This window comes from uncultured Parabacteroides sp. (assembly GCF_947855115.1).
In the GTDB taxonomy this organism is placed as follows: Bacteria; Bacteroidota; Bacteroidia; order Bacteroidales; family Tannerellaceae; genus Parabacteroides.
On the sequence record NZ_CANTZW010000030.1, the window covers coordinates 1 to 24,425 of the forward strand.

Consider the following 24,425-nt stretch of genomic DNA (forward strand, 5'->3'; position numbering starts at 1 on the left):
ACCTGCCGGAAGTCAACGCGAGGGTCAGGGAGCAGAACCGCGCCACCCGTGAGGCTGTCGAGACCATAAAGTCGCAGCGCATCATCGAGATTACAAATTCCAGAGCCGGAATCAGGAACAAGTCTGCATGGCAGAAACTGATGTTGGCGGACTGGCTGGAAAAATTCTATTCCAACCAGGAGCGCAAGGGTATCAAGCGTATCGACAAATTGAGAAGCATTATAAAGGTCATCAACCAATACGGCAAAAGTACCCGGATGGGCGACATTGACAAGAAGTGGGCACTCGGTTTCATTGATTGGCTCCAACACACTTATAAAGGCAGACAGGAAAAACTGCTGGAACAGGGAACAGTCGTGGCCTATATCTCCCAACTCTCCATTGCTCTGAATGCCGCTGTCCGTGCGGAATGGCTGGGTGAAAATCCGTTCATGCTGCTCTCGGCTTCGGAACGTGTAAAGAAACCGGAATCAAAACGCCAGTTCCTTGCCATCGAGGAAGTGAAGCTCCTTATAGCCACCGAATGCCGTAACAGAACAGTAAAACAAGCCTACTTGTTCTCTTGCTATTGCGGACTGCGCCTGAGCGACATGGAAACCCTTTGCTGGAAAGACATTATATGCAATGACGGCAGGTATATGATTGCCACCGTGCAACAGAAGACATCCACCCCCATTTATACGCCGCTCTCGCAAAATGCAGTCAAGTGGCTGCCTGAACGGAAAGCGGACGACAGTGACGAGACGTTTGTTTTCGCGGAACTTCCGTCACGCCCGACCACCAACAAAATCCTCAAACAATGGGTGGAGAAGGCCGGTATTGACAAGAAAATCACCTACCACACAAGCCGCCATACCTTCGGAACGATGATGATGACCGTGGGGGCTGACCTTTATACGACCTGCAAGCTGATGGGACATGCCGACGTGCGCACTACGCAGATATACGCGAAAATCGTTGACAGCAAGAAGATTGAGGCTGTCAATATAGTTGACAAAATGTTCGAGCAGATGGAATCTGACTGATAAAATGCAATGAATAACTTCGGCATTGGACAAACTATTTTAGTCCGAAAATAGACCTGATTAACATCACGTTTGCTGTTTTAGGTCTGTATTCAGCTCATTTTTTGTCTTAAATAGTATGTTCCGCTCCAATCCTTCTGTCATATAAGAACGGCTCTGTACGATTGACTTTATCTGCCCTGAAAATAAACATAAAGTCTATTGAGTGGTCTTTTATACAGATTTTGCCCTTTCATTGGACTTCTTGTGGATAAATACGCATGATAAAGTCTTGTTTGCGGGCAAAATAATTGGTTGAATCAAATATAACCGTTAACTTTGCAACAAAACAAAGAAATATGACAGAAAAACTCATAGGCCGTGAATATGAATGTGGTGAACTCGAACGCTGTCTGGAATCAGACCGTTCGGAACTTATCATAGTATATGGCCGTCGTCGCATAGGCAAGACATTCCTTATAGAGCAATATTTTGAAAAGCACTTCGACTTCTGGTTTGTCGGGGTACGTGGGCTGACAACCAAAAACCAGTTGCGGAGGTTCGCCAAAGTCCTCAAAGAGTATTCCGGCATTTCAAGCTACCACTTTTCAGACTGGTTTGATGCTTTTGACGCATTGCAGGATTATCTGGAGCATCTGCCTGCGGACAGGAAGAGAATTGTGTTCATTGATGAAATGCCGTGGATGGATTCAGGCCGCTCCAATTTCGTAGTTGCATTGGAAAATTTCTGGAATGGCTGGGCGATGAGCCGCGAAAATGTGATGATGATTGCCACAGGTTCTGCCACTTCTTGGATGAGGGACAAATTGGTTGGAAACAAGGGCGGACTTCATGCCCGGGTCACATGCCAACTGCATCTTGCACCTTTTACGTTGCGTGAAACGGAGAAATATCTGGAAAATCGAGGGATGTTCTGGGACAGGTATCAGATATTGCAATCTTATATGCTGTTAGGCGGAGTACCTTATTATTATAGCATACTGGCACCGGAAAAGAGCCTGATGCAGAACATCGACCTTCTCTGTTTCAGACCCGATGGCAAATTGCGGATAGAATTTGATGAACTGTACAACGCCTTGTTCTCAAATGCGGATTACTATATTGATACCGTCAAGGTGTTGAGTGCGCATAAGTCGGGATTGACATTTCAGGAAATCGCAAAGGAAATCAAACTGGAAGGAGGTAAGTTGACCCGTGTACTTAAAAATCTTGAGCGTTGTGACTTTATCGAAAGATGGTCTCAATATGGCAACAAGAAACGGCAGGAAATACTTCGTCTTACGGACTTCTACACTTTGTTTTATTATAAGTTTATCAAATCGAACAACACCAAGGATGAACAATGGTGGAGCAATAACTTTGATTCGCAAAGCGTCACGTCATGGATGGGGGTAAGTTTCGAGCTTGTCTGCCTGCGGCATCACAACCAGATAAAAAAAGCATTGGGCATATCGGGAATGGCCACATCGGTTTCCACATGGCATTGCAAACCAAACGAGAAAGAACAGACTCCGGGAGCGCAAATAGATATGATTATTGAACGTGCGGACCGTATGATTCATCTTTGCGAAATGAAATTCTCGGAAGGAGTTTATCATATCTCCCAAGACTACGAGAAAAAACTTCGAGAAAGAATGGGCTTATTCAAATATTTGACCGCGAATAAAAAATCATTAGTACATACATTTATAACCACTTATGGCGTTGCCAATGGCAAGCACAAGAGCATCGTCCACAGCGAGGTGACAATGGATGACCTTTTCAATTCCTGACAATTATGATGATACAGCAAATTATACAACGGCTGAGTGAGGTAAACACACTTCTCACCACTTGTAGGCAAGACGATTTCTCTTTTGCCCAGGCTTTGACATTATCCCTGTTCTATCGTGATTTCAGCGATACAAACAGCCTTGTAGGTGGGGCCACCCTCTTGGCAAAGGAGAATCCCGGACAACTGTCGGAACTTTCATCCTCCCTTATTTCGGAAACGGACAGATACCTGTCGCTTGACAGGTCGGTATTGCAGACCGTGGATTTCAAAGCGTTTTTTGAAGAACACCTCAGGCCGTTTGAGCGTAGATACGAAGAAGCCAAGGAAACCGCCACAATTTTGTGGCAGAACTATTCTGCGGTGAGCAACCGGCTGGACTTCCTGCCGCTGGAGTCCGACGAATACAAGTCACTTGATGCGGAATGCGATACGGCAAAAACAGAATATGACAAGGCTCATGCGCGCGTGAACCTCTTATATAACGAGTGGCAGCAGGAGCGTGACCGGTATTTCTATGTGTACTGTTTCAAGCCGATGTTCCTTGACGTTCTGGTGGAACGCCTGAAAGGTATCGCAGAAAGTATCATTGCCGACATCAGCCGCATGAAGGAGGACGAGCCATGACCCGGACAGACCTGTTGCAGGAGACATCCGCATGGATGGACACCGTTGACCTCGCCCTGTGCCTGTTCATCTACGAGGTGTGCAACGACTGTCAGTTCGAGTACGTGTCGGGCAGCGACTTCGTGAACTTCATGAACCTGAAACCCACATCACGGGCTGTTGCCGTGCGCCCGAAAGAGAACCTGCGTGTCTGCTACATGGTGTTTTCCGTCTCGCAGACCATCAGGCCGCATGAGCGTGGCAAACTTTGGGCAGAAGAGTTTCTGAAACGCTGCGGCATATCCAAGTCATACTACGACAAGCACCGCAGTGATGTATGCGGCAAGGGTACGACAGAAGAGAACCGTGAATACCGCAAATCCGTTGACAAGGCTATCGAAAACGCGAGAAGGTTTAGAAACACCCCGTAACTGCCCGCCAGTCCCCCATTTGAGATAACATTTTCCCATCATGGCAGTGCGCCATACTGTTGAATGCCAGCAGTATGGCGCACTGCCGCTTTTATGCACTTTCCCCATTCGCCCCACATTGTCCCCTTTTGAGTCCAAAGTAACTTTGCAAACGAAACGGAAGGCAACAAAAGGCTAAATGCCAATGTGTTCCACACCGTTGTGACAGGATTTGAAAGACAGTTGAAACAATAAAAGGACAAGTGACATGGAGAATGAACGCAACTTAATGACCACCACCGAAGCGGCCCGGTATCTCGGAGTGAAACCGAGCTATCTCTACAAGATGATGATGCGCCGCGCAATCCCTTACTACAAGCCGGGAGGCAAGCTGTGCTTCTTCGCAAAGGAAGACCTTGATGCCTGGCTGAAACGGGTAAGGGTAAAGTCGCAGGACGAGATAGACAGCGAGACTTCACGGTATCTGGCAAACCGTGAGAAGGACAAATGATTTATCCACTTATAAAAACAGAAACAGTATGAACGATTCAAACATGACCGGTACAGGCATCAGGAATGCCGTACCGCAGGATTCCACAAACAAGGAAACCAAGACAAAGACGACACGCTCCGCCATCGGAGCGAAAGCGCAGACCATTCTGGATTTTCTCCGACGCTGCACGCCTTACGAGGCGGACTCCATCCGTGTGATGGTCGGTTATGCCACCGGCAAGGGTGATACCGAAACGATTGAGGCAACCGACCAGCTTGCCGTAAACCGCTTTCTCAACCACGGGCTTATAAAGGAAAACGGAACAAGCAATGAAACTGTAATGAGACACCGGCAGGAACGTGCGCAGAAGCTGATGGAAGCCGTCAAGGAGTTCGTCAACATCGGCCAGCTATGCCGTGTCAGTGTCACACTGATGAAAATCTCATCGGACTTCAAGGCCGTGGAGGATGCACGACAACACTTGCAATCACAACCTCCCACTACTGCGGGCAGGAGTTGACAACAAGGCAATCGGAGTGTCGGCAGTCAAGAACCACCCTCTGTGAACTTTTGCGAAATAAGGGGAACAGAAATGTCCGATACTCCGATGTCGTTTCCCTGCAAAGATGTCGGCAGCCCCGACAAGGAACAGCGGCAGAAGCTGCAACGGCTTGTAGGGATAACCGACAACAATGCCGAAACCATTTGTTGCACCCCCCATCCTTTTATACACAGCCGACAGATTCCGTAAGGTATTTGTGGACATCCATCCGGCAGGGTGAACCGTATTGGGGAAGCAGGGAATGGCATCCTATTACAAGATATGCCGGTGTATTACACTCCCTGACGGTCATTCCATACACGGCACTCTTGCCATTGTCCGACAGTGACAATGGGGAACGCCGCTCGCAGGCTCGCACCGTAATAAGCCTATTGTATCACTTTAATCACTTTTTTATGAATACAGAACAGGATATATCACAGCATACAGAAGATGCCCAAAATACCGAAACCAAACACGAAAGACGGAACTCTACTATCTCGTTCCGTGTCAGCAGAACGCAACGGGAACATATCGGAAGGTTGGCCGACAAGTGCGGCATGACCCTCAGCGACTATGTGCTGGCACGGTCGTACAATTATAGACCCAAAGCGCGACTGACCCCAAGACAGGAGGCAGTACGTGACGAACTCATCATGGCACGGAGCGATTACGCCAGATACACGTCCATGCTCAACGCCATGCCGCAGGAGGAACGACGTGCGATGTTCCGCAACCAGACGTGGATGGTCGGTGCATTGCAACTGCTCGGTAGGACAGCGGAAGTGGTTACAAAGTTGATTGACAGCCATTTTTCACCGAACTGGATTCCGGAAACTCCCCAAATACAAGAACAACAGAAACAGAAGAATAGTTAATAGGTAAGGCAAAATCCATCAGTCACGGGATAAACGACATCCGGTACATCACAGGAGAGTCGAGGAATAAGAAGCATCCCGAACTGATATACCACGTCAAGGATAACTTGCTTCCATGCAGACTTGATGCGCAAGGCATATGGGACATGATGAAAGCCCATGCACCGAAAGGCAAGAACGTTATCCGCATTGAAATCAGTCCGGCAAAGGAGCATACGGAACACTTTACCATGAAAGACTGGGAAAAGCTATGGAATGACTTTATCCGGGAGTATGACTGTATAGAGTTTAGGAACAGGCAAGGTGAAATCTATTCCCACAAGACAAACCTTTCCGGAAGTATATACAGCGTGTGGCTGCACTTGGAATCAAAGAGTGGCATCCCCCATCTACACGCCGCAGTCTGCCGCAAGGATAAGGAAGGCAGAACCAACAATGACCACAACATACATTTACGCGCACAGTATGCGGCGGAGTGTGTGGCCCGAAAGAGAGGTTGGACTACGGCAATGGACATCCGCAGGACGAATGCCGATGAAGTTGCAGCAGGACTTATGGAAGTTTTACGTTCAATGCCGTCATGGTCATGGGACGATTATGTCGCAAAGATACGGGCAAAAGGCTACACACTCGAAGAACGGCGGGACAAGAAATGTGTATTGCGCGGTTATACGGTCGGTGTCGGGGATGTCATCTACAAGGCTTCGGAACTCGGCAAAGACCGTAACCTGATGGTTTCGAAGATTGAAGCGACATGGAACAAACTGCACAACCAGTCTGTAACAGAGTTAAATCAGAATGGCAACAAGCTCAAGACACTGGCTGCAACAACTCCTGAAGCAAAACCTGAAACAGTTTGCGACAAACCTGTTATAGATTATTCCATATGGCGTGAGGGAACATCAAGATATGGGCTTACACATGATGGCAAGGATTACAAGTTCTATATCCCCGATAATGTCATGCAACTATTCGATGACGAGTTCGAATACCGTGAAACGGTGAATCATAAAGAACTGGCCGACTATGCAGTGGCCTTGTTTGTCGGCATGATGAGCGTTCCGGCTGTTCCGTCCGGTAGCGGAGGCGGCACTTCCAACGACTTGCCTTGGGGACGGAATGAAGACGAGGATGAAATGGAACGTGCCCGGAGGTGTGCCCGTGCAGCCATTAAGAAATTTGGAAAGAAACCGAAATCATCAATCAGACGATAGCAAAGACTTATGGCAAACAAGAAATTCGATTACAGTAATGATATGATACAAGGCGATGTTCCGCAAGATGAAAATGATAATAAAGAAATCCTGCGTCACCAGCGTCTTGAGCAGCGTAATAATGCGTTGGCAAACGAGTTCCGAGACCTCAAACCGGAAATCGGCAGGGCTTACAACCAACTATGCAACCTTGTCGAGAAATCTAGAGTGCTTTCCGAAACCATACTCAACCTGCTTGAACTTTTGAAAACCGCCCTGCCTGTCAGACTGACCGATGAAGATAAGAAAGCGTTACAAGACGAACTGCACGGCATAGCAGACCATGCCGTCACAAAAATCCGCAAGGAGCGTGAGAGGGTGGAGAATGACATTCATAGGGATACGAGCCGCATATTCCTTACCCCGGCAACTTTTTGGTGCATAGTCATGGCGATAATCATATTGACCTCATTTTTTGCTTGCACCATGGTCGCCAACGAATACTTTATCCATAGTGACCTGCTGGGAAAACTTGTCGTGTACACGGCGGCTGCATTGTTTTTCTGTATAGTGGCGGTCATTCTTGTTTGCCATAAATTAAATCAGTAAACCAATTATATAAAATGTATGACTACAATCAAAGTAAAGTTCCGTCCGTCAACGGTCAAAGACCGGCCGGGAAGTATTGTATATCTTGTAACTCACCGCCGGACGGTAAGACAGATTACTACCGGTTATAAAATCTTTCCTTTTGAATGGGGTGAGAAACAATCAAAAGTCATTTGCTGTGACAATGAACGTATTGGTATCATCCGGCCTATCATTCAAGGAATACGCAGAGATATAGAGAAGCTGAATCAGGTTATAAACCGGTTTGATAATCAGTACGCCGAATACACTTCGGATGAGATTGTCGCAGAGTTCCAGAGACTTTCCCAATCGGATACCTTTTTCTCTTACATGGAGGGAGTGATTCTGCGGCTCAGGCAGTTGAATCATACTGGGACCGCCAATAACTATCGTGCCGCATTGGGCAGCTTCAAAAGATTCTGGAATAATGAGGATGTATTTATCGAATCCATTGACCATTTTCTGATAGAGGATTATCAGGCTTATCTCATCTCCACAGGTGTCAAGCCCAACTCCATCTCCTTTTATATGCGGATTCTGCGTGCTGTCTATAACCGTGCCGTGGAACAGGAACTCGTCCAGGACCGCAAGCCTTTCCGTTCGGTATTCACCGGTGTGGAGAAAACTCTTAAACGGGCCATTTCAATCAGTGACATCAAACGCATAAACAATCTGGAACTTTCTTCAAAACCAAATCTCGAATTTGCACGTGACATTTTCATGTTCCTTTTCCTTTGTCGCGGTATGTCATTCATAGACGCGGCGTTCCTGAAGAAAATGGATGTCAGGAACGAAGTGATAAGTTATCGCCGTCACAAGACCAACCAGTACCTTCACATAAAGGTTGTGAAGCCTATCCAGGATTTGATTGACCGTTACTCTATCAGTGAATCCCCCTATTTGCTTCCTATAATCTCCAGGCCGGGTATTGGTGAACGGAAACAATATGAAGCGGCATTGCGCCGTATCAACAATGCACTCAAAACCATCGCTGAGATCATCAAGTTACCGATTCCCCTTACAACGTATGTAACGCGGCACGCATGGGCTACAATTGCCAAGTCCAAGAATGTTCCGGTCAATGTCATATCGGATGCGCTGGGTCACGACTCTGTAAGTACTACACAGATATATCTTGCGTCAATTGACACCACAGTTATTGATCGTGCAAATGATATGGTTATTAGGGATTTATAAAGACGATAATGTTAAGCAAAAACATCCGTTTCTCCACAAGAAACGGATGTTGAATACAAAAGTACATAAAAATCCTGAATAGCATATCATTAGGACTGATAAATCTTTCGAGGGTTGCTTACAAACAGATTTTTCATCACGCAAATAAGGTTTATTAGGTTTTATATTGTCCGTATTATCAATGGTTTATTTTGATATGTCCGTTTCTTGTGGAGAAACGGACAAAATGAATAAGAAGAAATCTTAGGGTTGCGAAAGATTTTGCAGTCTAAATGATTCTTTATAGAAGAATAAAAAAATATAAGTTATGGCAGATATATTCGAAGCTAATGGATTAGTTGGTGATGCTGTTAATCCATATCAGCAAACTTATGCTGATACTTGTGCTATTAAGTCACAGCAAATTATATTGAATGAATTTGGTATTCCTGCTACGGAAGATCAATTAGTGCAGTATTCCTATGAAAAGGGTTGGTATCAAGGTAATGGTTCAGGTACTACCATGCAGGATGTAGGTAATTTGCTTGAAGATGCTAATATTCCATGTACGCGCCAAGCTAATGCAAATGTATTTAACCTTGTAAGTGAATTGTCGCAAGGGCACAAAGTGATTGTTGGCGTAGACTCTGGGGAACTCTGGGGAAACAAATTTAGTGCTTGGTATAATGATTTCTTTAAGGGAGACACACCGGATCACGCATTAATTGTAAGTGGAATTGATACATCTGATCCCAATAATGTACAAGTTATAGTAACCGACCCGGGTAATGGCGATTATCACAAAGCCTATCCTTTAGATCAATTTATGGATGCCTGGTCAGATGCAAGTTGCTATATGGTTTCCACAGATATTGCGGTGCCAGATGTTGTTAATGGAATGCAAAATTTCAACTATGATACAGGACACATAGATTCTGTTGCAGGTATGGATTATACAGACTTTCAGATATTCAATGATTTAAGTTATGGATTACCTGTTTATGGATTGAATGGCATGGGAACATATGATTTTCCTGTATCATCTCTCATGGATGCATATTGGGGCGTTGCAAATAACGACATTATATTCGGAGATATATTCTCTGGCTATGCATTCAATGACTATCTCGATGTGAATATTGCGACACAAATGATGCATAATACATATGATATGGGATTTGGTCAGATTGATTTTAATTCATTCTGTATGGCAAATCCAGAAATGTGTCCGATGATAGGTCCTGATACGCACTTCATTGATCCTATTAGTAATATGGATTATAATGATTTCTTAAGTGGTTCTATTGATTACTTTAATAGTATTGGTGATTATAATTCTGCAGCATATTGCCAACAACAACAAATGATGTTGGATTTTTGCGATACTCATGATATTGATTTCTATTCTGCATTTATGTCCTAGGTTATGAATAAACAAATAAACGATAATATAGTTCGCTTTAACGCATTGTTAAAGAAAATTACACCTGTTCTTAAAAATCACCATAAAGAAAGTGATATAGAACAGTTGTCAAAGATGATGGGGACAGTTTCTTCAGATTCAGTTTCCGTATTGGTTTGTGGTGAGTTTAAAAGAGGCAAATCATCTTTTATTAATGCCTTTTTAGGTGAAGAACTATGTCCTACGGATGCGGGAATTGCAACTTCTGTAGTATCAGTCATAAAATATGGAAAAGAGTACAAAGTTACTAGACTTTATGGTGATATTAACAATTTGCAGTCAGAAGATATCCCTTTTGATGCAATTGAAAAATATGCTAAAGGTACATCTCTTGAAGTTGATAATACAACAATGCTCATTATTGAGTTGCCATCTCCTAAATTAGAAAATGGACTTTCTCTTATAGATACTCCGGGAGTTGGAGGTCTTGATCCTAGACATTTGTTTTTGACTTTATATGTACTGCCCAAAGCTGATGTGACTTTCTTTGTTGTAGATGCTGGCGAACCTCTTTCGTCAACAGAATTGGATTTCTATAAAGATAAGATAGTTCCTTATTCAAAATCGTGCAAAATCATTCTTAACAAGAGTGACTTGAAGACAAAAGAAGAATTGGAACAAATAACCATAGATATTAAAAATAAGATTTCCCAGTATTGTGCTATTGATGAACAAAAGATAGATGTTGTTCAGGTATCTTCTGCTCATTGGAATATGTACAATAAGTCCAAAAGCGAGAAGATGAGAGTCTCATCTAATTGTGAGACTGTTAATTCTATCCTTGAGAACACTGTTCCTGAATATAAAAGACTCATTCTTGAGGGAATAAAACAGCGATTGATTGCCTCTCTCTCAAATATAAAAGAGATGTTGAGCTACCAGTTTGCTCAACTTAAAGAACCAGACGAAGAAGAGCAAGAATTGTTTAAGAATCATTTAATCGAACTTAAACAAATGAAGGATAATGTCTTGAATCCATCATCTGAGATTAGAAAAAAGATAACTCATATTATCAAGAATTCACAGACAAAAGTTATCAATGAATTAACAAAACAGAGTATTCTATTTTCCACAGAATGCCTTGATAGTATCTTAAAACGTCCCGAAGCTAAAAGCGAGAATGGTGGAAATTGGGTGCTTCAACAGATTAACCTTGGATTGGAATCTCTTGCCGCAGAAGTAGACCTACGAATTGAATCGGGCTTTAATGAAGTGAATGAATTATTAGGTGAAGAGATACAAATATCTGAAGGAGGATTTACAGAAAGGATTAATGTAGATTTAACTCCTGCCGAGAGAAGTATTGCGGATAAAGCTTGTAATATGACAAGACAAGCACTTCCTGGTTTAGGCGTCGCTGGTTTAGCTGCAGGAGTTCTTTCTATATTCTGTGGCCCATTGGTATATGGTTTAGGTGGATTAGCGGCTGCGGCTGCATATGTTTATAAATCAAGTAAAGATGCTAACACCGCAAATCGTGTATATGAGTTAAAATCCAAACTTGGTCCTCAGATAACGATTGCAATGAATGATTTGAAAACTTATGTTCAGCAACGCTATGATGAGTTTAATGAGGCACTTGTTGAAAGTATCGAGCGTATGACAAACGAAATTGTCACAGAAATGCAAGATGTAGTAGATGCAATTAAGAGCATTGAAAATGACAAAAAGGAAGTCGCGAAACAATTAGAAGCAATAGAAGGACAAGTTCAATTTGTTGAAACTCATTTGAAGCAAACAGAATTACTATTGACAAATCCATTTGAGAAATAAGTTTATGCAAGATACATGTGTTACTGATAAGTTGAAGATTTGTTTACAAGGGTGCTTACACACCCTTGTAAACAAAAATGTTTCAATCCCCCTTGTATATGATAAAATACAAGAGGCATTAGAACGCTTGTCTCAACCCATGCAATTGGCTATAATAGGCAAAATAAGCAGTTCTAAATCCACGCTTGTTAATGCAATATTAGGAAAGGAAGAAGTTGTTAGAACAGGCCAAATGGAAGAAACTTTCAATGTCAGTTGGCTCAAATACGGAGCCTCCGATTCTGATATCAAGGTCGTGTTTAAAAATGGGGAGATAAAATATGTTCCAAATAAGGATTGGGCATATTGGACTTCCCATCAGCATGACAACATTTTAAAAGAGCAGGTAAGATATATTGAAGTTTCATATAATGATAATATACTTAAGAAATTAAACATTATTGACACTCCAGGGCTAGATGCGCTTTCGGAAATTGACTCTAAAAATACTATTGCATTTTTAAAAGAAGTTAAACCGGATGCTGTAATTATGCTTTTTACAAAAAGCATTGCAGAATCCACTTTTAGTATATTACAAGATTTTCAGAATATAGGTTCAAATACTTTTTCATTGACACCATTGAATGCAATAGGTGTGTTAGCAAAGGTTGATACAATGTGGACATCGGTGAATCCTCAGAATGATGTATTGGCAGATGCAAAACGAGTCATTCAACATACCTTGTATGATAAGTATCCAGAAATTAAACGATCGTTATTTTCGATTTTGCCGGTGTCTTCATTATTAGGACTATCATCATCTACAATAACGGACAGTGATTTTGATATTATTAAAAGTCTCTCTAAAATAGAAGCATGCACTTTATATGAAATGCTGTCATCTCCTGACCTGCTAATTGATGAAGATTACAAAGTAGATGTAACAATCGCAGAAAGATTAGCATTATATCACAAATTTGGGCTATACGGAATCTACTTGTTAGTGGATGCGATTTGGAGGAACCCTAATTATAATTTGGATGAAATAAAAGGTCTATTAAAGGATAAAAGTGGGTTTGATAAATTATTGTCAACTATTATAGCTCATTTTGGAGATCGTGCCGCTTTGATTAAGAGCCAGAATACAATTGTATCTGTAATTGAAGCATGTAAGCAAGCGTCACTATACTGTAATAGTGATTCAGAGCATAAGGTTATAAAATCTATTACTCGTGAAATTACTACTACATTATTATCTATTCATGAATTTCAAGAATGGCGTTTTTTGACAGATATTTATGAAAATCCAAGTATTTACGAAGATATAGAAGTGAATGAATTTAAAGCTCTTTGTGGTGAATATGGAGGTTCTGCTATAGAGAGACTACAACTACCTGTAGGAACAAGTGTGTCTGAAATGATTCAAACAATCAGAAATAGGTCATTGTATTGGAGAAAACGTTATAATATTTATTCTGATATAGATCCGCATAAAGCAGCTTTATATAAAGTGATATTATCATCATATAATGCACTTCAACAACGTGTAGAAAGTGTTTATACTGAAGCCCAAAATGCAGAAGCTACATTAAATTATGCGAGAGAATTTCTTTTGGGTTTGAAAACAAAAATTTATTGTGAAATCGTATGAATTGGGTATCTATAGATTTTGGAAATAGTTATTCATCAGCATCAATTGTTGTGAATAATAAACCCGTAAAGGTTCGTCCTTTAGGAGGTTTATATGATATGTATGGATTCCCTACAGTTGCATATGTAGATAAAAATGGGACAATTAGGGTTTGCAATGATGCGTTGCCTTGGCGTTGTCAAGATCCTGAACGTTTTATTCAAAATTTCAAGTTAGATATCCATGAAAACAAAATTGCATATCTAAATACAACATACAAAGATATTATTGTTGAAATATTGAGAACTATTCGAAAATCGGCAGAATATGCAATTGGTGGGGAATCAATAAACGCAACTGTTATAACAATACCGACATCGTATTCAGATGCAGATCCCAGAGTTGATATAATGCGCGAAGCGGCTCAAATTGTAGGATTCGAAAGAATAGAGTTCCTAAGAGAGTCTGAGGCTGCTGCAATATATTATAATAGTATACAAAAGCAGCAACAAGGCAGTATCTCTCTTGTATATGATTTAGGCGGAGGAACATTTGATCCCACATTGATTCAGCATTTCTCAGAAGGCTATAAGATTTTAGGTCATATGGCTGGAATTGAATGTGGTGGAAAGTATTTTGATGCAGCTTTATATAAGCATTTTAATTCATCTATGACTATTGAATATAGTGATGATGATAATATGCGAATGCTTCAAATTGATGCATTGAGTAAAATGTGTCGGAACATTAAAGAAATATTGTCTGAGAACGAATCAGTATCATATCCAATTCCAATATTAAAGGGGCAGACTTTTGATATTACGCGTAGCGAGTTTGAAGAATTAATATCTCCACTACTTGAGAAGACTTTCCAAGAATGTCAAGCTTTGATTCATTCTGCGGGAAAACAATGGACTGATATTAATCGAGTTTTATTAATCGGAGGTTCATGTGCTATACCATGCGTGAAAAGATTATTTGAGCAATATCTTATAGGACAAAATGCACAAATCCCCATTATTCAAAATAAATCTGAAGAGGGTATTTTTATAGATACTTTATTTGCGGTGAGTTTAGGAGGCATAATCTACATTAAAGACAAAGAAACACAAAATGTTATACCACCTGAATTAAATAATGATTTTGAAAAAGGCTTATCATATTTTCAAGGTACATCTGAACCTAAAAATTGGTTAAAGGCCGCAATCTTCTTTTATAAAGACTATACTCAAACAGAAAGAGAAGAATCCTATAACTATTTACTTCAGATATATCAGACTCTTTTGGATCGATTACAAGTAGAGAATGGTAATTTAGTTTTTCAACCAATTGTAGGTATCATTGGAGAGGATGCCGTTGATATGTTGGTTGAGTTGCTAATATGTATGCAACAAAAACTAGATACCGATGGGTATGAAAGTTTTATCCAACAGATATACGATTTGCCTTATTGGGCAGAAATCACCAATTCCATTGTAGAAAATAATACAAGTGATGAAAGATTTGAATAATTATAGTACTCATAATATAAAACGTTTTAATATGAACAACAAGATTTTTATTCCAAAAGGAAGATTGGCAGAAGACGATGCCGCATTAAAAGCTAAGCGTGAAGCTTTGAAGAAGAAATTACTTGAAGGTGGTAAAATTACCCTCAAAAACAATGGTTCAGTAACAGATGATAAGGGCGCAGACTCTACCATTAGTATCCCCAAAGGTAAGTTAGCAGAAGATGATGCCGCTTTGAAAGCTAAGCGTGAAGCTTTGAAGAAGAAATTGCTTGAAGGTGGTAAAATTACCCTCAAGAACAATGGTTCAGTAACAGATGATAAGGGCGCAGACTCTACCATTAGTATTCCCAAAGGAAAATTGGCTGCTAATCAATGGTATGAAAGAGATCCGGAGTTATTGGAAATGGAAAAAATTGCAATGGCAAAGGCTTTCCCTCATTTTACGCTAGACAAACTTGATGATGGTCGCTTATATTGGATTGGAGAGTTGACTCCAGGCATCTATGAAACTAAGTTTAATGAGCGTCTTACATATACTGTAATGGCAGTATATAACAACAATCACCCTCAGCAAGTGATGGGGTCATCGGTGCGTGTTTATCCTGTTCTTCCTGATGTAGATGATCTTATAAACAGATGTGGTTTTAGACCATTCCATTTGTTGAGGGATTCATCAGATAATCTTTACCTATGTACTAATGAAGCAGATAATGTGTCAACTGGTGCGACAGTAACAAGTGCTGCTTCTGTACTCGGTTGGGCTGTAAAATGGCTCATGTCTTATGAGTTGGTTCTTACAGGAGACCTTTCAAAAGAGACGTTTAACAGACATGGTGGTATTTAATTATGAGTAATAAATGTCAAATGGTGGTTTTCTCTAATAAGGCTTATAATGCCATTATTAGAGAAAGCTTCGACAAAGATCCTGTCGAGACTGGCGGAATCTTATTAGGACATATCTTTGATAATGGTGTGTGGATTGTAATGGAGGTTTTGCCTCCAGGCATTAAATGTATATTTGAGAGAGCGTATTTTGAATATGATGATGCTTTTGTAAACTATTTGGCACAGTCAGTGGCAAATCAATACAAGATACCTCTTGAACTACTTGGACTATGGCATAGACACCCTGGTTCGATGGATGTATTCTCATCAACAGATGATGGTACAAATACAACTTTTGCATTACAAAACCCAAGTGGTGTAATTTCAGGATTGGTAAATATTGACCCACAATTTAGATTGACCATGTATCATATGGAAAATCCAAGAAATGTAGTACGTCAATATGCTCGTCCAAACTATGAACGCATAGATGTGGAAGTTGGTGACGACATCATCCCTGAAGAGTATTTCCAATTGAGATATTATGATGGAGAAGGAAGTAACCTTAACCCTTTCGTTGAGCGTTCTCATACAAGAATGTCTCGCAGTGTGAGAACTGAAGGTGTCGGTAATCGTACTATAAATGAAGAACCACTTGATATTCGCAATACAATACAAGGGAATCTTAATCGTGAGGATGAAGGTTATGTTGAACCTCAAGATGAAAATCCCTCTTGGATGAATGACCTTACGAGAATATGGAACATTCTAAAAAAAAACAAGATTATGAGTTTGATCGCTTTGATCTTGGTGACTGCCTCTATATTTTCTTTCAAAACGGCGATTGATTGGTGTAAGTCAGGAGTTGAAACTGTAATCTCTTGGGTTAGTGATGATGACAAAAAGAAGCCTTGTATCTCAGAAGATGAGATTACATTGAACGTTGGAGATAATACTATTCTAACGACAGAACATGTAACAGAGAAAGACAAGGTAAGGTGGAAATCATCGAATAAACGTCTCGCCACTGTTGAAAAAGACGGTAAAGTACGAGCGTTGAAAGAAGGTAATGTTGAAATTACATTAAATGTCAATAATAAAGATGTTGATGAATGTCAGATTGAAATAAAAGCAAAATCAGAAAAGTCAAAGACGCCAAAGTATAAATTATCTGATGAGAAAATTACGTTGGAAGTTAATAAAACGGGAGTATTGACATTAGAAGGAGTAGAAGATATATCTGAAATAGAATGGACTTCAACAGATAGTTCCATTGTGATAGTTGCAAACGGAGAAGTTACAGCAAAACAGGCTGGTACCGCTAAGATTTCTGCAAGCATCGCAGGAGAGAGTTATGAATGTGAGGTAACAGTTACGCCAATAGATAAGTCTATGGAACAAGAGGGTGTAACAATAAGAATACCAGGTTGGAATAATTCTGGAACTGCGAGTCTAAAATTAACAGATAGCAGTTGGAAAGTAGAAATTTCAACAAAAGGTTCTGTAAATAAAGATCTTATCAGATTTGCATCAAAAAATCCATCAATTGCAACAGTCACACCTGACGGTGTCGTTAAACCTGTTGCAATTGGCACTACTAATATCACAGTATCATACGATGGAATAAAACAAGATACATTATTATTAACCATTACTGAAGAAAAGAAAAAGTAATATGATTGACGCAAATAAATTCATGAAGGGAAAACGTCGTATACCGACAGTTTGTTTCCCCAATAATATTGCTAAAGAGGATTTACCATTGTGGGGATATTATCACGAAGAGAGCAATTACTATAATGTTATAGACACTAAGGAACCTTCATCAGAAATGGGTGGCACAAAACCCGTATTATTGGGCCATTTTTACGCCGTTAAGCCGGAACAGCCCAATGCAGAAGATAAACTCATCGGATATTATGAAGAGGATAAGGTAATTTTTAAAACATACGAGGGGGTTCTCTGTGAACTTACCCCTGTTGAACTGAAGATTGATATTTTCTCTCGTAACACAGGTATTCTTGAATCTGACATTATGCTCAAGAAAGGTGCCATCATTATTGGATGTGGCTCTGTAGGTAGTTTAGTTGCATTGGAATTAGCACGAGCTGGTGTTGGTCGTTTCTTCTTAATTGACATGGATATTATGGGTTACCATAATATCTGTCGTCACCAATGTGGCATACAGGATGTTGGTAAGTATAAAGTTAATGCAGTAAAAGAACGTATTCTACAAATCAACCCAAGTGCAGAAGTGATAACTTCAACTAAAATGATTCAAGAAGTAGCTTTAGATATAATAGAACCATTCTGTGGGTCTAACACTATTATTATTGGTTGTGCTGATAACCGCGAGGGTGATTTGTATGCAGATTCGATGCTTGCAAAGCCATACAAGATGCCATTTGTTTCTATCGGCTTTTGGGAAAGAGCATTTGCTGGTGAAATCTTCTATTGCCTACCGGAAGGTATGCCAGCATACTCAGATTTTGTTGCTGCATTGGGTGACACATCGGGGCGCGTAAATGCTAATACTCATTTATATATGGGTGAAGTGGGATCATTTGAACCAGGTATCTCTGCGGATATTAATTTCGTAACAACTATTGGTGTTAAAATGATTCTCGACCTACTGAATAGAGACAATGAGAATTATACCCAGCGTCTAATTCATCACCTTTCTCAATATACATTGATATGTAATACCAATAATCCTAAGATTGGTGGTGAAATGGCAGAGATTTTCTCATATCCGCTTCAAGTAACAACAAGTATTGAAGTTGAATACGCAAATCCAGCTCAGTAAAAAATGAATCAATACCATATTCGTATAGACGGAGAACAATCCACCGACTCCTATACCTATCAGGAGTTGGTGGATATGGGTTTGTTTGAACTTGATGCGGACAGCTTAAATGGTATAGAAATTAAAAAAACTACGAAGTCTAATTTTACACCACTTAAATCATATTGTTTTCCAGAACGTCAATCTAATGAAAATTCATATTATGTAGACGAATATGGGCAGATACATAGAAGAAATATAAGCCCCAGTAATAATCATAATGGCTCATATGTGGATGAATTTGGACAAATAGTTAGGCCGAATAGTTCTAGCAGTACTTCGTCTAATAATAGTTCAAACTCAACTAATAGCTCTTCATCAAACTCTAATAATACTGCAAGTAGCGAAGGATGGAAAATCTTTTTTAAGGTACTTGGAACAATTATAGTTTTAGCTATCGGTATTTCTATAGCAATTGCGATAGCTAATGCAGGTGGTGGAAACTTCCTTGTAGGAATACCAATTGTCGCAGTATATTGGATTCTTAAACTAATATGGGGATGGGATGATTAATATGTAAGAATTATGGAGTATAAATTTTATGTAAAAATGGATGAGGAAACTTATGGTCCCTATTCTGCTAAAGAAGTAAGAGATCTTCAGTTGATGGATGATATCCTGGTAACAGAAGAAAGTATGAATGAATGGTTGCCCGCTGGTCGATTTGATTTTGACGATATGGTGAAGAAAGAATTAGGTGCTTCTGTAAATGAAGATGGTACAATCAACCGTCCAAGATATGATACGCCAATGACTTCGCCAGTGCCACCAGTTACCACTCAACAACATCAATCACATTATACATCAACTTATTCAGGGGGAGTTCCTAATGAAATCAAAGGTTGGAACTGGGGCGCATTTTTCTTTAATTGGATTTGGGGGGTTTGCAATGGTGTATATTGGCCTTTAGTGCTAATTATCGTAAACTTCATTCCATATGTAGGGGCTTTAATCTCATTAGGTGGCTGTATTGCATTAGGTATAAATGGCAATGAGTGGGCATGGAAAGCCAAATCCTGGTCAAGTGTAGCGGAATTTAAAAGAGTACAACACAAATGGGCAATAGCCATTTTATGGGTATTGGGTATATCTATTGGATTAGGAGTATTAATTGGCATAGGATCCTCTATATAATAAGATGAATACGGATTATAAAGTATCAAAAGATGGAACCATTTTCGAAATTCGTGAAGATGGTTCCATTTCTAAAATTGCTAGAATAGATGAGAAAGGAAATATTTCTAGCATAAACGGGAACATAAATAGGCAGCAAGGTGGTAAAGGTAAGTATTGGTTCTTTATTATTCTTTTCATTATAACCTCTGCCATACTGGGTGTTTTATATATTCAGACATCAGATAGTTTGAGTTATTATCGATGGAAGTATTATGATACAAGAAAAGAACTATCAGAAGCCAATTCTGTAATCAATGATGTGGCAGAATTATATCCTATTATTATTAAAGATATTGAAATTGGAAATATATACAAAGATGGAGATATCGAAACCGATTATGGGGAACGCATATATGATTACAATACGATGTACCTTGAGCCTCGTATTGAGTATATTGGATTAGAGTCTGGAACGAAAACCTTTAAAGTGAAATGGTATACTCCGAGCGGTTATCTTAGTAGAGGAGATTCTTCCCCTTCTGGATTCTCTCAAGCTCACGATGAATATATAAGCAAGGGGAATAATACTCTTACTCTTAACGGTTGGGGTAATGATAGAAAGGGAAATTGGCACAGCGGAACATATCGGATCGAGGTTTGGTATGAGAACACATGTCTTAAAACAAAAACATTCAAGATATACTAAACACGCTAAGAACGGAATGAATAAGACTTATCGAATATCAAATGATGGTACCATTTTTGAAATTAAAGAAGATGGTTCTATTGCGAAATTGGCTAAAATTGATGATGCTGGAAACATTTCAACGATTAGGAATGCGGAAAAAGATAGGCCAAACATACCCCAACATCATAATTCAGTCTCAAAGGTTGAATATGATAAAGCTCAAGCTATCTGTGACATTATAGATATACTTAGGAGCAGAAGTCATACAACAGTCACAATTGATGCTTTAATTGATAAATTATTTCCCATTAATGGAATAAAATTAGGTGTGACTTCACACTCTGATTTACAGAAACTTGGTTATAATTCAAATTGGATTAAACCTTTCTTTCCTTCCGCATTTTCTTCCATTCCGGGCGCATCAGATGAACTAATCGATATTCTTAATGGATCTTTTGGCGACGGAGGTGTTACTCATGGATATTTTTATAAAGATAATATTAGTGGGCATTTTGACGCCAAAGGAATTATTACTGATATCATGTTTTTGGTGAGTGATGATATGCCTATTCAATGGTATAATGCATTCGGTTTTTCTTCAAAGCTATCATATAATGAATGGATAGCATTATTAAAGAAAAATAATTTTAAAATTACAGATACCCAAGAACCTGTAGTCATTAAAGAGAAAGTGGGATTTCTAAGGTGGAAGGACAGATTTTCAGCAACTTTTAATGCTCGTTACCCTAATAGTGCGTATCAGCTTAAATTTGTATTTAGTCGTTTTATTGAAAACAAACAACCCATAACTAACGATACAGCAAATGTTATTGCAAGCATAACTATCGAACCAATCAAATTGTAATTTATGGATAAAACATATAGAATTTCAGGAGATGGAACTATCTTTGAAATTAAAGATGACGGATCTATTGCCAAATTAGCCAAAATTGATGATAATGGACGTATTAGTACATTATCTGGAGAAATTATGACGACAGGAGGTGGTAGTAAAGGCAGATATTTGTTTTTTATAATAGTATTTGCAATTGCAGCCGTTATTTTGGGCGTGTCATATATAGAGGCTGATGAAAATTATTCTAGAGCTAGTAAAGAACGCTATGAGTATAAAGAAAAGTATGAGGAAGCGACTACTTCTATGCGTAGTCAAATTAGTAGTTTGGAGCAAGAAAGGGATAACGCCAAATCAGAACTTTCAAGTCTCAAAAGCAGAGTAAGTAACACTTATCCTTTAATTATAACTGATATTGAAATTGGAAATATATACAAAGATGGAGATATCGAAACCGATTATGGGGAACGCATATATGATTACAATACGATGTACCTTGAGCCTCGTATTGAGTATATTGGATTAGAGTCTGGAACGAAAACCTTTAAAGTGAAATGGTATACTCCGAGCGGTTATCTTAGTAGAGGAGATTCTTCCCCTTCTGGATTCTCTCAAGCTCACGATGAATATATAAGCAAGGGGAATAATACTCTTACTCTTAACGGTTGGGGTAATGATAGAAAGGGAAATTGGCACAGCGGAACATATCGGATCGAGGTTTGGTATGAGAATGTATGTCTAAAAGCAAAAACATTTACAATATATTAGTATGTAAAAGTGTTATATAAAATGGATGGGGATATACTTGAGCCCTATACAGAAAAGCAAATTCAAGAACTCCAACTGATAAAGAATTAAATAAACTTCTGAGTCAAGACTTAGCCCAAAATGTTAAAATTATATGATAAAATTAGGAGTTTTGGAAGTAAGAACTATGCTGTTGTAGTTAATCATGATGGAGATGTAACTTTTGGAGCTATAGTTAAAGATGCAAAGAAATATTAGCATGCGTTTATACAAGTTATAGAGAACTTGAATTAAGATTGGAGTAACTATTATGTCTAAAAAAATAAATTCAATATGGGAGAATTATATTCGATAAATGAAGATGGATCTATAACCCGTTCTAATAGAAAGACCTTGGATAGCATTAAATGGCTTGATTATAAGCAATACAAGGGGAAGTGGTCATTTATGCAACTGTTTTTTTGCATACTGTGCTTATTTCCCATATATGGATGGGCGGTTGGCTTACTAATATTTTGGGGAATTAAACTTTTCAAGGGGTATTGGCCCTTTGTTGGAATTAGAGCCATTGAGGATACTAATAACCCAATAAAAATATATTGTGACAAAAAGGGATTGCTTGGGTTATATTCACAAAAGTATCGGATTACATCGGCCAAATATGTTTCAATCCAACAACTACAAACACATGATTATCCAGCTTTTATTTGTGAAAGCGAAGGACTTTTTAGTCTATTTAACTATACAAAAATAAGTTCCTTTTTAAAGATTCAGAAGGAATTACATATTTGGGTGGTAATGCAGTTTTAATTGAAAGAAAAAACAAAAAAGAGAAATATTCTGTAATAGGAATGCGATTGGAATAATTTTGTTCCCAACTCAACAAAAATGAACTAGTTGAACGTTCTAAATAAATGAAGCAATGGTATGAAATAGATCCTGAGTTGTTGAAATGAAGCAGTGCGCGTTTATCTTGTACTACCAGATGCAGATGTGTTGATAAACATAATGGGATTTAAACATCAGTTATTTAAAATTGATTCTGCAAATAATTATTATATCAATCCAGAGTAGGTAACAGCATCCATGGCCGTGAGCAGGACAATTAATTGATTAATTTTATATGAACTGACTCTAATGAGAGAAATAGATTAATTTAAAGATTTATTAAGTTTAAGATAAAAACATGAAATTGTATGAAGTAATGAAAGAGGATGCAATCTTAGGTCCTTTCAATATAGATGAAATTGCAGAATTCGTTCATTCCGGACTGATTCTCAAAAGAGATTATGCATATAATATTGAATATCCGGATAGTTTTAGAACGGTAGAATTCTTCTTGGAAAGGCATGGAAAGAAGGTTTCTATAGAACATAAAGGAAATATATTTTCTCAAATCAAGGAAATAGGACAAGAGTTAATACTTCCCTCTTCTATTTTCACCAAAGAGCCATGGAAAAAGGATAAACAATTGTTTATCTTGTCTCTCGTAGGACTTACATTATCAGGCTTAATAGCTATTGCTCCATTTTTTAATGCTTATGTCCTATTCTACTGTATTGCGTTATATTTTTCTATTATATGGGGACTATTCTTTTATTACTTATTCAAAACGGAACAAGTAAAACTCAAAACGACAATTTTTCTATTTTTCGCAACTCAGATTTTCACCACCCTTATATTCTTTGTGTTGGATATCGGGAAGCTAAATCCATTTGAAGGTTTATACGATACCGGAAATGTTTTAATATCTCTAATCTCCTGTATCATAGGAATAGGCGTACCAGAAGAATTTGTAAAAGTATTGCCAATATATTTTTGATATTATATTTTTCCAAGAGTGTCATCAAACCACAAACAGCTGTTTTCTATGGCTTAATGTCGGGTATAGCATTTGGCGTTTATGAAGGTGTAAATTATCAGCTTGGACCTAATTTTCAAATGTTGTTAGATAATGACATCGCAGATGGATATGTCTTCTCATATTTATCAAACATTGCCAGGTTAACAAGTTTGCCATTCTTGCACGCAATATGGTGTGGTATCGCTTCATATTTTGTAGCATTCGCATTTTTATATCCAAGATTTAGAGTCGCGTTATACACATTAGCAATATTAGTGCCCGCTACGATTCATGGATTGTATGATTATTTGTGCTTTAATGTTCCGTTTGCATTGGCTACAGTACCTGTCGTCATTATCGGAGTTGTATTACTAATGGTATATCTCAATATTAGATATGATTTCCATTCGAGATTAGCAGATTAAATTTT

The 24,425-nt window shown here is 39.1% G+C and carries 25 protein-coding genes; all 25 read left to right on the top strand.

The genetic code is table 11. The annotated features are described in order from the left end of the window. The first annotated feature begins 140 nt into the window (after positions 1-140). The 25 genes from Q0110_RS15180 (at position 141) to Q0110_RS18350 (ending at position 24,420) form a co-directional block, all read left to right on the top strand. Entirely contained in the window at positions 141-1,025 is an 885-nt protein-coding gene (locus Q0110_RS15180; RefSeq protein ID WP_297908232.1) for a site-specific integrase, read from the top strand. Between the two features lie 338 nt (positions 1,026-1,363). Continuing rightward, on the top strand, positions 1,364-2,797 hold the full coding sequence (locus Q0110_RS15185) for an ATP-binding protein (protein WP_297908235.1): 1,434 nt from the start codon (positions 1,364-1,366) through the stop codon (positions 2,795-2,797). Positions 2,798-2,802: 5 nt separating this feature from the next. Then, complete coding sequence (locus tag Q0110_RS15190) at positions 2,803-3,423, top strand: hypothetical protein (protein ID WP_172501101.1); 621 nt, start codon at positions 2,803-2,805, stop codon at positions 3,421-3,423. After that, complete coding sequence (locus Q0110_RS15195; RefSeq protein ID WP_297908239.1) at positions 3,420-3,833, top strand: hypothetical protein; 414 nt, start codon at positions 3,420-3,422, stop codon at positions 3,831-3,833. The genes Q0110_RS15190 and Q0110_RS15195 overlap by 4 nt, the downstream gene beginning before the upstream one ends. Positions 3,834-4,080: 247 nt before the next feature. Beyond that, positions 4,081-4,323 carry a helix-turn-helix domain-containing protein gene (locus Q0110_RS15200; protein ID WP_008665042.1) on the top strand — a complete coding sequence of 81 codons (243 nt, stop codon included), beginning with the start codon at positions 4,081-4,083 and terminating at the stop codon, positions 4,321-4,323. A 28-nt stretch (positions 4,324-4,351) separates the two neighbouring features. Then, positions 4,352-4,825 carry a hypothetical protein gene (locus Q0110_RS15205; protein ID WP_297908243.1) on the top strand — a complete coding sequence of 158 codons (474 nt, stop codon included), beginning with the start codon at positions 4,352-4,354 and terminating at the stop codon, positions 4,823-4,825. Between the two features lie 437 nt (positions 4,826-5,262). After that, positions 5,263-5,724 (top strand): metalloproteinase, encoded by a 462-nt coding sequence (locus Q0110_RS15210; protein WP_297908246.1) that lies wholly within the window; start codon positions 5,263-5,265, stop codon positions 5,722-5,724. After that, on the top strand, positions 5,724-6,938 hold the full coding sequence (locus Q0110_RS15215; RefSeq protein WP_297908359.1) for a relaxase: 1,215 nt from the start codon (positions 5,724-5,726) through the stop codon (positions 6,936-6,938). Before Q0110_RS15210 ends, Q0110_RS15215 begins: the two co-directional genes overlap by 1 nt. A 9-nt stretch (positions 6,939-6,947) precedes the next feature. Beyond that, on the top strand, positions 6,948-7,526 hold the full coding sequence (locus Q0110_RS15220) for a hypothetical protein (protein WP_297908248.1): 579 nt from the start codon (positions 6,948-6,950) through the stop codon (positions 7,524-7,526). Positions 7,527-7,544: 18 nt separating this feature from the next. Beyond that, positions 7,545-8,744: a site-specific integrase gene (locus tag Q0110_RS15225; protein WP_297908251.1), complete on the top strand. Its 1,200-nt coding sequence runs from the start codon at positions 7,545-7,547 to the stop codon at positions 8,742-8,744. 307 nt (positions 8,745-9,051) lie between these two features. Next, on the top strand, positions 9,052-10,146 hold the full coding sequence (locus tag Q0110_RS15230; protein ID WP_297908254.1) for a C39 family peptidase: 1,095 nt from the start codon (positions 9,052-9,054) through the stop codon (positions 10,144-10,146). Positions 10,147-10,149: 3 nt separating this feature from the next. Further along, positions 10,150-11,958, top strand: a complete 1,809-nt coding sequence (locus tag Q0110_RS15235) for a dynamin family protein (protein WP_297908256.1) — start codon at positions 10,150-10,152, stop codon at positions 11,956-11,958. A gap of 4 nt (positions 11,959-11,962) precedes the next feature. Further along, a complete protein-coding gene (locus Q0110_RS15240) occupies positions 11,963-13,588 on the top strand; it encodes a dynamin family protein (RefSeq protein ID WP_297908259.1) in 1,626 nt (541 codons plus the stop codon). Next, positions 13,585-15,078: an Hsp70 family protein gene (locus Q0110_RS15245; protein WP_297908262.1), complete on the top strand. Its 1,494-nt coding sequence runs from the start codon at positions 13,585-13,587 to the stop codon at positions 15,076-15,078. The genes Q0110_RS15240 and Q0110_RS15245 overlap by 4 nt, the downstream gene beginning before the upstream one ends. After that, on the top strand, positions 15,062-15,922 hold the full coding sequence (locus tag Q0110_RS15250; RefSeq protein WP_297908266.1) for a hypothetical protein: 861 nt from the start codon (positions 15,062-15,064) through the stop codon (positions 15,920-15,922). Before Q0110_RS15245 ends, Q0110_RS15250 begins: the two co-directional genes overlap by 17 nt. 2 nt (positions 15,923-15,924) lie before the next feature. Then, complete coding sequence (locus Q0110_RS15255; RefSeq protein WP_297908269.1) at positions 15,925-17,577, top strand: Ig-like domain-containing protein; 1,653 nt, start codon at positions 15,925-15,927, stop codon at positions 17,575-17,577. A gap of 1 nt (position 17,578) precedes the next feature. Then, positions 17,579-18,709 (top strand): ThiF family adenylyltransferase, encoded by a 1,131-nt coding sequence (locus Q0110_RS15260; protein ID WP_297908272.1) that lies wholly within the window; start codon positions 17,579-17,581, stop codon positions 18,707-18,709. Between the two features lie 3 nt (positions 18,710-18,712). Further along, a complete protein-coding gene (locus Q0110_RS15265) occupies positions 18,713-19,261 on the top strand; it encodes a hypothetical protein (protein WP_297908274.1) in 549 nt (182 codons plus the stop codon). 12 nt (positions 19,262-19,273) lie between these two features. Next, the gene (locus tag Q0110_RS15270; protein ID WP_297908277.1) at positions 19,274-19,882 is read left to right on the top strand and encodes a hypothetical protein; all 609 of its coding nucleotides are present in this window, start codon (positions 19,274-19,276) and stop codon (positions 19,880-19,882) included. Positions 19,883-19,886: 4 nt separating this feature from the next. Next, positions 19,887-20,570 carry a hypothetical protein gene (locus Q0110_RS15275; protein WP_297908281.1) on the top strand — a complete coding sequence of 228 codons (684 nt, stop codon included), beginning with the start codon at positions 19,887-19,889 and terminating at the stop codon, positions 20,568-20,570. Between the two features lie 16 nt (positions 20,571-20,586). Further along, positions 20,587-21,417 carry a hypothetical protein gene (locus Q0110_RS15280; protein WP_297908284.1) on the top strand — a complete coding sequence of 277 codons (831 nt, stop codon included), beginning with the start codon at positions 20,587-20,589 and terminating at the stop codon, positions 21,415-21,417. Positions 21,418-21,420: 3 nt separating this feature from the next. Beyond that, entirely contained in the window at positions 21,421-22,173 is a 753-nt protein-coding gene (locus tag Q0110_RS15285) for a hypothetical protein (RefSeq protein ID WP_297908286.1), read from the top strand. Between the two features lie 312 nt (positions 22,174-22,485). Then, the gene (locus Q0110_RS15290) at positions 22,486-22,962 is read left to right on the top strand and encodes a hypothetical protein (protein ID WP_297908288.1); all 477 of its coding nucleotides are present in this window, start codon (positions 22,486-22,488) and stop codon (positions 22,960-22,962) included. Between the two features lie 394 nt (positions 22,963-23,356). After that, positions 23,357-23,974, top strand: coding sequence for a hypothetical protein (locus Q0110_RS15295; protein ID WP_297908291.1), 618 nt, complete (start codon positions 23,357-23,359; stop codon positions 23,972-23,974). Further along, complete coding sequence (locus Q0110_RS18350; RefSeq protein WP_366139687.1) at positions 23,971-24,420, top strand: PrsW family glutamic-type intramembrane protease; 450 nt, start codon at positions 23,971-23,973, stop codon at positions 24,418-24,420. Before Q0110_RS15295 ends, Q0110_RS18350 begins: the two co-directional genes overlap by 4 nt. Positions 24,421-24,425 lie beyond the last annotated feature (5 nt).